11 protein-coding genes are annotated in these 8,673 nt (G+C 58.6%); 2 read left to right on the top strand and 9 right to left on the bottom strand.

Annotated elements, in window-relative coordinates; all coding sequences use genetic code 11:
• The first annotated feature begins 157 nt into the window (after positions 1-157).
• On the top strand, positions 158-349 hold the full coding sequence (locus B7Y89_RS05500) for a hypothetical protein (RefSeq protein WP_292936499.1): 192 nt from the start codon (positions 158-160) through the stop codon (positions 347-349).
• Here B7Y89_RS05500 and B7Y89_RS05495 read toward each other — a convergent pair.
• The 4 genes from B7Y89_RS05495 to B7Y89_RS05480 are packed head-to-tail and all read right to left on the bottom strand — an operon-like array spanning position 346 to position 4,536.
• Entirely contained in the window at positions 346-1,524 is a 1,179-nt protein-coding gene (locus B7Y89_RS05495; RefSeq protein ID WP_292936498.1) for an NAD(P)/FAD-dependent oxidoreductase, read from the bottom strand. The two genes, B7Y89_RS05500 and B7Y89_RS05495, sit on opposite strands and share 4 nt — an antisense overlap.
• Entirely contained in the window at positions 1,521-3,155 is a 1,635-nt protein-coding gene (locus B7Y89_RS05490) for an FAD-dependent protein (RefSeq protein WP_292936496.1), read from the bottom strand. The genes B7Y89_RS05495 and B7Y89_RS05490 overlap by 4 nt, the downstream gene beginning before the upstream one ends.
• Before the next feature lie 43 nt (positions 3,156-3,198).
• Positions 3,199-3,777, bottom strand: a complete 579-nt coding sequence (locus B7Y89_RS05485) for a nitroreductase family protein (RefSeq protein WP_292936494.1) — start codon at positions 3,775-3,777, stop codon at positions 3,199-3,201.
• A 33-nt stretch (positions 3,778-3,810) separates the two neighbouring features.
• On the bottom strand, positions 3,811-4,536 hold the full coding sequence (locus tag B7Y89_RS05480) for a pirin family protein (protein WP_292936492.1): 726 nt from the start codon (positions 4,534-4,536) through the stop codon (positions 3,811-3,813).
• A 122-nt stretch (positions 4,537-4,658) separates the two neighbouring features.
• Here B7Y89_RS05480 and B7Y89_RS05475 point away from each other — a divergent pair, with 122 nt between their 5' ends.
• Positions 4,659-5,561 (top strand): LysR family transcriptional regulator, encoded by a 903-nt coding sequence (locus B7Y89_RS05475; protein WP_292936490.1) that lies wholly within the window; start codon positions 4,659-4,661, stop codon positions 5,559-5,561.
• On the opposite strand, the gene B7Y89_RS05470 is transcribed toward B7Y89_RS05475, so the two are convergent.
• From B7Y89_RS05470 to B7Y89_RS05450, 5 genes are all read right to left on the bottom strand, one after another.
• Positions 5,533-5,997 (bottom strand): MaoC family dehydratase, encoded by a 465-nt coding sequence (locus tag B7Y89_RS05470; protein ID WP_292936488.1) that lies wholly within the window; start codon positions 5,995-5,997, stop codon positions 5,533-5,535. The genes B7Y89_RS05475 and B7Y89_RS05470 overlap by 29 nt on opposite strands.
• Positions 5,998-6,015: 18 nt before the next feature.
• A complete protein-coding gene (locus B7Y89_RS05465; protein ID WP_292936531.1) occupies positions 6,016-6,210 on the bottom strand; it encodes a hypothetical protein in 195 nt (64 codons plus the stop codon).
• Between the two features lie 133 nt (positions 6,211-6,343).
• Positions 6,344-6,640: a hypothetical protein gene (locus B7Y89_RS05460; protein WP_292936486.1), complete on the bottom strand. Its 297-nt coding sequence runs from the start codon at positions 6,638-6,640 to the stop codon at positions 6,344-6,346.
• Positions 6,637-7,797, bottom strand: a complete 1,161-nt coding sequence (locus B7Y89_RS05455) for an isovaleryl-CoA dehydrogenase (protein ID WP_292936484.1) — start codon at positions 7,795-7,797, stop codon at positions 6,637-6,639. The genes B7Y89_RS05460 and B7Y89_RS05455 overlap by 4 nt, the downstream gene beginning before the upstream one ends.
• Positions 7,798-7,936: 139 nt before the next feature.
• The gene (locus B7Y89_RS05450; protein WP_292936482.1) at positions 7,937-8,572 is read right to left on the bottom strand and encodes a murein L,D-transpeptidase catalytic domain family protein; all 636 of its coding nucleotides are present in this window, start codon (positions 8,570-8,572) and stop codon (positions 7,937-7,939) included.
• Positions 8,573-8,673: the final 101 nt, after the last annotated feature.

Raw genomic sequence — 8,673 nt, 5'->3', positions numbered from 1 at the left:
TTGGAAAGGCAACCAGCCTTCCCGGCGCACCTGTCCGTCCGATATGTTCGCCATTCCGGCGCCTCGAAGGCGGGATTAATAGGTCCTGACCCTAGTTCGTTGCCGTTCTCAGCCGCGAATTGATGACATCGGCGGTCCGACCTGCCAAAACCGGCCAATGCGCACCACATCTGATGAATCCACGGTTCGGCTATACTACCTCGGCGACGGCCCCGACGGTGGCAGCGCCGAAACGCTGTGCTACGCCTCGCTGTCGCAAGCTTTACAAATGGCAGCGGATATCCAGTCGGGCTTGTTCATCGCCACAGATAATGATGTGGTCGCATATCTCGATCTGATCGAGGGCTAAACCGCTCCGCCAGCTGCGCGGCCACTGGCCCAGGCCCATTGGAAGTTATAGCCGCCCAGCCAGCCGGTCACGTCCACGGCCTCGCCAATCGCGAACAGGCCGGGCACCTTGCTTGCTTCCATCGTCTTTTGCGAAAGTGCGCGCGTGGAAATGCCGCCCGCCATTACCTCGGCCTTGGCATAGCCTTCGGTCCCGTTAGGCTCGAAAGCCCAGCGCGCCAGCCGGTCTTGCGCAGCCTTTAGCCCTGCATCGCGGCAATTGCCCAGTTCGCCGTCCACTGCCAGCCGTTCGGCCAGCGTCTCGGCCAGGCGTTCCGGCAAACGCCGCGCCAGCGTGGATCGCAATGTCGCCTTGGGCCGCGCGCGCTTTTCCTCCAGCAACCAATCGCCTGATGTATCGGGCAGAAAATCGACATGGATGGCCGTGCGGTGCTCCCAATAGGATGACACTTGCAGCATGGCAGGGCCGGAAAGCCCGCGATGGGTGAACAGTGCCGCCTCACGAAACGCGGCTTTGCCTGTCCGCGCCACAACCTCTGCCGAAACACCCGAGAGCGAGCGGAACAGCGCCTCGTCTTCGCCCAGCGTAAACGGGACGAGGGCAGGGCGGGTCTGCACCACCGGCAGCCCGAACTTGCGCGCCAATTCCAGCGAGAAGCCGGTTGCGCCCATTTTGGGGATTGAAAGCCCGCCAGTCGACAGCACCAGCGAAGGTGTGCGATGCTCCACCCCGTTCAGCGTCACGCGGTAAACCCCGTCAGTCAGGTCCACCGCCGAAACCGGTTTGCCAAAAGCAAAGGTCACGCCGCCCTCGCGGCATTCGAACATGAGCATATCCACAATCGCGCGCGCCGAACCATCGCAGAACAATTGCCCCAGCGTCTTTTCGTGCCAGGCAATGCCATGCTTGCCCACTAGCGCAATAAACTCCATTGGCGTGTATCGCGCCAAGGCTGATCGCGCGAAGTGGGAGTTCTCGGAGATATAGCGATCTGCCACCGTGTGAATGTTGGTGAAGTTGCAACGCCCGCCGCCCGAAATCAGGATCTTCTTGCCCGGTTCGTCTGCATGATCGATCAACAGCACCCGCAATCCGCGCTGTCCCGCCGTCAGTGCGGCCATCAATCCTGCCGCGCCCGCACCCAGAATGATCGCGTCGAATTTGGAACCGCTCATGCCGGAATCTTCGTGGAGAGCATCTTCAAAGCCAGCGCCTCGGCCACTTTGATCCCGTCAACCGCTGCCGAAAGAATGCCGCCCGCATAGCCAGCCCCTTCGCCAGCAGGATAAAGTCCCGCTGTGTTGAGGCTCTGGCAATCAGCGCCGCGCGTAATCTTTACCGGCGATGATGTGCGCGTTTCGACGCCCGTCATCACCACATCGGGATGGTCATACCCCGGCACCATCCGTCCGAATACCGGCAGGGCTTCACGGATGGATTCAACCACATAATCGGGCAGGCACTTTTTCAATTCGGTCAGATGAACACCCAGCTGATAACTCGGGATCACCGTACCAAATTCGGTCGAGGGCCGGTCTGCCAGAAAATCGCCCAGCTTTTGCCCGGGAGCCTTGTAATCGCGTCCGCCTGCTTCAAACGCCAGGCTTTCCCAATGCCGCTGGAACGCCATGCCCGCCATTGGCCCGCCGGGGTAATCGCGGTTAGGATCGATATCTACAACCAGCCCCGAATTGGCGTTGAACTCCGCACGTGAATACTGGCTCATGCCATTCGTCACGACGCGGCCTTCCTCGCTGGTTGCCGCCACAACACGCCCGCCCGGACACATGCAGAACGAATAGACTGTGCGTCCGTTCTTGCACTTGTGCGAAACCGAATAGGCCGCCGGTCCCAGAATTTTGTTGCCCGCGCTTGGCCCGTAACGCGCCGTATCAATCCACCCTTGCGGATGTTCAATGCGCACGCCGATGGCAAAGGGCTTGGCTTCAATATGCACGCCCCGATCATACAGAACCTGAAACGTATCGCGCGCCGAATGGCCCACGGCCATGATCACATGACGGGCAGGGAGGAACGATCCGTCCGACAGGTGCAGGCCCGCCATCCGGCGCGTGCCGTCCACCGCTGTCTCGATCTCGAAATCTTCCACCCGCGTGCCGAAGCGGTATTCGCCGCCCAGCGCCTCAATCGTCTCGCGCATGGAGATCACCATCGTAACCAGCCGGAACGTGCCGATATGCGGGTGTGCTTCAGTGAGGATATCGTCTGGCGCACCGGCTTTCACGAATTCGACCAGCACCTTGCGGCCCAAATGGCGCGGGTCCTTGATCCGGCTGTAAAGCTTGCCGTCAGAGAACGTGCCAGCGCCACCTTCGCCAAACTGCACGTTGGATTCAGGCTGCAAAACCGATTTGCGCCACAGGCCCCATGTGTCCTTGGTGCGTTCGCGCACGGCCTTGCCGCGTTCGATAATGATAGGTTTCAAGCCCATTTGCGCCAAAATCAGCGCCGCTAACAGCCCGCAAGGCCCTGCGCCGATTACCACCGGACGTGCCCCGTTATAGCCTTCCGGTGCCATGATCGGGAATTTATAGGACAGATCAGGCGTCGCGCGTACGTTCTGGTCATCGGCAAAGCGCGCCAGCACGGCGGCCTCATCGGCCACCACGCAATCAACCACGTATGTCAGCAAGATTGCGTGCTTTTTGCGCGCGTCATTGCCGCGCCGGAATATCTGGAAGCGGATCAGGGCAGGGGGTTCAATCCCCAGCCGAGCACAAATCGCCGCCGAAAGGTCTTCAGCGGCATGATCCAGCGGCAGTTTCAGTTCATTGATACGAAGCATGACGCCGCCCTAGCGAAAACGCGAAGGCGGCGCCACTTGCACGTTATACTTTGAACGGCCCTGCAAATGCAATTTCACTCACCGGCTTGCGTGTGCTGATAACTTCGCGCTCCTGCAGCATCTCCGGCAGTTGCTTCACGTCGCCCTGCTTGCCGATTACGAACGCCATTTCCACGCGGTAACCTTCCGGCACGCCCAGCACTTCAGCCGCTTTGGCAAAGTCCACGCCGGTCATGCCATGCGTGTGATATCCCATCGCGGTGGCCTGCAATGCGGCATGGGCCCATGCCGCGCCGGTATCAAAGCTGTGGCTGTGGTTCGGATTGTTGCCCTTGTCAGACCGCATGAACTCGTCCGACACCGCAAAGACGATGACGCCCGCTTCCTTGGCCCAAGTCTGGTTGAACGGCACCAGCGCATCGATAAACGCATCAAAGTTTGCATCGCCCTTGTGCGCATAGGCAAACTGCCATGGCTGATAATTATAGGCGCTGGCAGCAAGGCCCGCTGCCTCGAAAATCACATCAAGGTCTTCTTGCGGCACATTCGTTCCATCAAATGCGCGCGGACTCCAGCGTTCAACGATCAACGGAAGCACTTTTTGTGAAGCAGTACGTGTCATGGTTTATTCCTTACGTTTCAAATCAAATCAGTTTCAAGCTGCGTCAACCAGCACCAGTTCGGCATCTTCCAAAGCGGTGACGACGATTTCAGTCACGCCAGTAATCGCCACGCCATCGCGGGCATTGGCTTCCACATCACCAATCCGCACACGGCCCTTTGCAGGCACCAGATAGGCGTGACGGTCTTGGGTTAAGGCATAGCGCACCGTGTCTCCGGCTTTCACCGTCGCCCCCAGAACGCGAGCATTGGCGTTGATGGTCAGCACATCATCATCACCTGCAATGCCCGATGCCAGCGGCACGAACTGTCCTTCCCGGCTATCCTTGGGGAAGGGGCGCGCGCCCCAGCTTGGCGCATGGCCACGACGATCAGGGATAATCCAGATCTGGAAAAGCCGCGTGTCTTCGCTTTCCAGATTATATTCCGAATGCTGGATGCCGGTTCCTGCAGACATTACCTGAACATCGCCTGCCTCTGTGCGACCTTCATTGCCCAGACTGTCCTTGTGGCTGATCGCACCCTTGGTCACATAAGTCACGATCTCCATTTCACGGTGGCCATGGGGCGGAAATCCCGTGTTGGCGGCAATCACGTCATCGTTCCACACCCGCAGCGCACCCCAGTTGTCGCGCGCCGGATCGCGGTATTCCGAAAACGAAAAGTGGTGATGCGCATCAAGCCAGCCGTGATCTGCCGCGCCCAGCGATGCGAAAGGGCGAAGTTCGATATGGGCCTTCCTGGCAACTGCTTGGCTCATGATGATTTCTCCAATCCGGACAGTCTCGCTGTCTTGTTGCATCTCAAATAGCCCTTGCAGACCAATCGGAATATCCCGATAAAACGCATCAGAATGTTCGATTATCCTGAAAGGTTTGTGGCTTGAATATTGGCCAACCAACTCTTGACCAGTTGCGTCTGTTCCTCGCGGTGGTGGACGAAGGCAGCTTCAACGGTGCTGCGCGCAAACTTGGCCGCGCCATTTCTGTCGTAAGTTACGGTATCACCGCACTCGAAGCGCAATTGGGCGTCACCTTGTTTGACCGCGAAGGCTCACGCAAACCTGCCCTGACCGAAGCGGGCAAGGCGATGCTTGCACAGGCCCACGCGGTGGCTGATGATGTCGATACGCTCATGGCGGGCGTGCGCAGTTTCAACCAAGGTCTCGAAGCCGAACTTGGCCTTGCGGTCGACGTGATGTTTCCCACGCACTTGATGGCGGAAATACTGCGCGAATTTCAGCACGAATTCCCCACCGTCCACCTCCGCCTTCATGTCGAGGCATTGGGCGCGATCGCTGCCCTGGTGATTGACCGCGCCGTAGATCTTGGCATCGGAGGCCCCGAACTCATTCCGCTATACGATTTGGAGCGCATCGCCATTGGCGCGGTGCAAATGATCCCTGTCGCCGCACCCGGCCACCCGCTCGCCCGAATGAACCCGGTCCCGCCCGGCGAAGTGCGCAAACACCGCCAACTTGTCCTGACCGACCGTTCACGCCTGACAGAGGGCAAGGAATTCTCGGTCTTTTCAGCCAACACTTGGCGTTTGGGCGATCTTGGCGCGCGCCATGCCCTGATGCGTGAAGGAATCGGCTGGGGCAGTATGCCCGTCCACCTGGTTGCCGCAGATATCGCGGCAGGGAGCCTCGTGCGCCTTGCAGTGCCCGAGGCTTCCGGCATGGCCTACACCTTCCACGCCCTCTGGCGGCGCGATTGCCCAACCGGCCCTGCTCGCGCATGGCTGCTTGAAATGTTCAAAGCGCGGCTGGAGCAGTGCTCTTGATCATCAGCGCCGAACGCAAACAACGGCACACCACTTCATCGCGCTGATTAATCAATTCGTGCCGAAAGGTCACGATCCCGGCATTGGGGCGCGACTTGGATTCCTTCAACTCCATCACCTCGCTTGTCGCGCGCATGGTATCGCCGATGAATACCGGCGCCGGCATCACCAGCTTGTCATAGCCAAGATTGGCAACCAGCGTTCCCAGCGTGGTATCGCCAACAGAAAGCCCGATCATCAGGGCAAAGGTGAAAGTCCCGTTCACAAGGATTTGCCCGAACTCGCTGGCCTTGGCCGCCTCGGCATCAAGATGTAGCGGCTGCGGGTTGTGCGTCATCACGGTGAACAGCAAATTGTCCGTCTCGGTCACCGTCCGCCGGATTTCGTGGGCGATGCGATCTCCCACTTGCCACTGGTCAAAGTATTTGCCCGACATGCCACTTCCTCAAAACGCTTATGTTGCAGGCGCTTCACGCACCAGATACCGATAGACGCCCAGGCAATTGATCAACAACAGGATGATGTTCTGCACACCGATCCCGGTCGCTTCATCGTTCAAGAATCCCCAAGCGATCAATGCCACCGACGAGGTCACAAAAATCACAAAGGCCATCCCGGTCAACCTGCGTCCCAGATCCATAGATACCATTGCTGCGGCAATGACGCCCGCGCCCGCACCGTACCACTGCAACACCGTCAATATTGTATCCACTGCCGCGCTCCGATCATCTCACGTCGGGTCAACCTGTGGCGGAATTCATTCGTTCCCGGTGTAGTCCCGGTCAATCGCGCAGCAGTTCTTTGATTTCAACAGTTCCACCGCTTTCAAAGACCGGGTTGCCAACCAAGAACGTTTCCGCCTCGGCAGCGTCAGCGGCACGGATCCGCAAAAACCCGACCAGCGATGTTGCAGGAGCACCCACGGCATCACCCTTGCGGAAGGTTTTACCTTCTCCAATGGAACTTCCACCATCAAACTGGCCTGAACGGTGGAGCCGCTCAAAATAGGCTTCCCATGCGCCATCGCTTTCAGGCAGCGTAGCATCACCATGCACGAACAGGATGAATTCCTTCATCATCGCGTTCCAATCAATTCCCGGCCAATCAGCATGCGGCGGATTTCATTGGTTCCCGCGCCAATGTCCAACAGTTTGGAATCGCGCAGATAACGCTCAACCGGCCAGTCCTTGGTATAGCCTGCACCGCCCAGGGCCTGCACCGCTTCGCCGGAAACCTTGAACGCGTTTTCACTCGCCAGCAGGATCGCGCCGGCTGCATCAAACCGTGTCGTCTGCCCTGCATCACAGGCTTTGGCCACGGCATAGACATAGGCCCGCGCGGACTGGATCGCCACATACATGTCGGCCACTTTGGCCTGCATCAACTGGAATGAACCGATCGGTTGCCCGAACTGCTTGCGCTCGCGCACATAGGGGATCACCGTATCAAGGCACGCCTGCATGATCCCGATCTGCATTCCCGCCAGCACAACACGTTCATAATCAAGCCCGCTCATCAACACGCCAACGCCGCCGTTCACCGGCCCCATCACGTTTTCGTCTGGCACAAAGCAATCATCGAACACCAGTTCACAGGTCGGGCTGCCGCGCAGTCCCATCTTGTCGATCTTCTGGCCGATGGAGAAACCATCCATGCCATTTTCGATCAGAAACGCGGTAATCCCGCGGCTGCCCTCGGGCGAGGTGCGCGCATAGACCACCAGCGTATCGGCATATGTGCCATTTGTTATCCAGAATTTGGTGCCGTTCAGCCGGAACCCGCCGGGCACCGCCTCGGCGCGCAACTTCATCGAAACCACGTCCGACCCTGCGCCCACTTCAGACATCGCCAGGCTGCCCAGATGCTCGCCGGATATGAGCTTTGGCAAATACCGCGCCTTCTGCTCGTCATTGCCCCAACGCCGGATCTGGTTGACGCAAAGATTTGAATGCGCGCCATAAGACAATCCGACCGAACCTGACGCTCGCGAAACTTCTTCCACCGCAATCACATGGTCAAGGTATCCAAGGCCAAGTCCGCCCCATTCTTCCTCAACCGTAATCCCGTGCAAACCAAGTTCCCCCATCGGCTCCCACAATTCGCGAGGGAACCGGTCATTGCGGTCAATCTCGGCAGAAAGCGGCGCAATCTGTTCATCGGCAAAGCGGCCCGCCGCCTCACGGATCATCAGGGCGCTTTCGGTCAGGCCGAAATCGAAATCAGGGGTTGCGCGCATTGTGGCATCCTCAACATGTTTGTCGGGATGTAATCTACCATCATGATTTCTGCGTTCAAAATTGATTTGATTCGCACGGCATCATAGGTTTTGGCTATGGTAGATACGAGCCTTGTGGCAATCTACGACCCGGTCCTGCCTATTTGGTCGCAAACAACAGGCGACCTTCACCCAGTCTCTGCAAAACGCTGCTGATGTCATTGTTTGAAAAAGCGAAACACCCTTGGCTGCGGCCAACCCGGCCATGATCACGCGCCATCTCGGGGCTGACGTAATCGGCGGCATGAATAACGATCCCGCGTTCCATCGCAGCGCTGTTGGAGTCTTCCAGTCCGATCAGCCGCTGTGAACGGCCATGTTTGCCGTAATAGGTCACGCCCGTCAGGAAAGCGCCCGGGCTGGAAGCGTTGGATCCCATCTGGTTGGAGAACCGTTGCACCCATCCGCTATTGGCCGGATCAGACCCGCTGCCATGCGATACCAGATGCGACGACAGCACTTTGCCGCCCTCAATATCGATCAGGTGAAATCGCGTTTCCCGTGATGGCTGCGAAAAATCAACAAATCCAACCAGATCACGGTTACGCACATGACGGCCATGCGCGTCCAAAGCAGCAACCGCGCGTTGCACCATCAAGGGCAAAGCCGGGCTCGCAAAAGGAGAGATTGCAACCTCGCGCGGACGCGTAACCGCACGGGCAGGCTGGCCCGAAACCGCAAGGCTCCCGAAGGTGGCTGCAATGGCGCCCAAAAGTTGGCGCCGGTCAGGAACCATTATGCGAAATCCCGATTTATTTTCATTACCGGCAAATTGTATGGCAAGCGTCGTATCCGCAAGCCCGCAAGCCAGCCCTTGCGATGAATCGTGCATCACCT

Origin of the sequence: Novosphingobium sp. 32-60-15 (genome assembly GCF_002280675.1) — a bacterium.
GTDB lineage: Bacteria > Pseudomonadota > Alphaproteobacteria > Sphingomonadales > Sphingomonadaceae > Novosphingobium.
The sequence above is the reverse complement of the archived record's forward strand: the minus strand, read 5'-3'. Positions and strand labels throughout refer to the sequence as shown.

Coding starts and splice junctions, on each gene's coding strand:
- B7Y89_RS05500 (WP_292936499.1), top strand. CDS start 158: ATGCGCACCACATCTGATGAATCCACGGTTCGGCTATACTACCTCGGC.
- B7Y89_RS05495 (WP_292936498.1), bottom strand. CDS start 1,524: ATGAGCGGTTCCAAATTCGACGCGATCATTCTGGGTGCGGGCGCGGCA.
- B7Y89_RS05490 (WP_292936496.1), bottom strand. CDS start 3,155: ATGCTTCGTATCAATGAACTGAAACTGCCGCTGGATCATGCCGCTGAA.
- B7Y89_RS05485 (WP_292936494.1), bottom strand. CDS start 3,777: ATGACACGTACTGCTTCACAAAAAGTGCTTCCGTTGATCGTTGAACGC.
- B7Y89_RS05480 (WP_292936492.1), bottom strand. CDS start 4,536: ATGAGCCAAGCAGTTGCCAGGAAGGCCCATATCGAACTTCGCCCTTTC.
- B7Y89_RS05470 (WP_292936488.1), bottom strand. CDS start 5,997: ATGTCGGGCAAATACTTTGACCAGTGGCAAGTGGGAGATCGCATCGCC.
- B7Y89_RS05465 (WP_292936531.1), bottom strand. CDS start 6,210: ATGGTATCTATGGATCTGGGACGCAGGTTGACCGGGATGGCCTTTGTG.
- B7Y89_RS05460 (WP_292936486.1), bottom strand. CDS start 6,640: ATGATGAAGGAATTCATCCTGTTCGTGCATGGTGATGCTACGCTGCCT.
- B7Y89_RS05455 (WP_292936484.1), bottom strand. CDS start 7,797: ATGCGCGCAACCCCTGATTTCGATTTCGGCCTGACCGAAAGCGCCCTG.
- B7Y89_RS05450 (WP_292936482.1), bottom strand. CDS start 8,572: ATGGTTCCTGACCGGCGCCAACTTTTGGGCGCCATTGCAGCCACCTTC.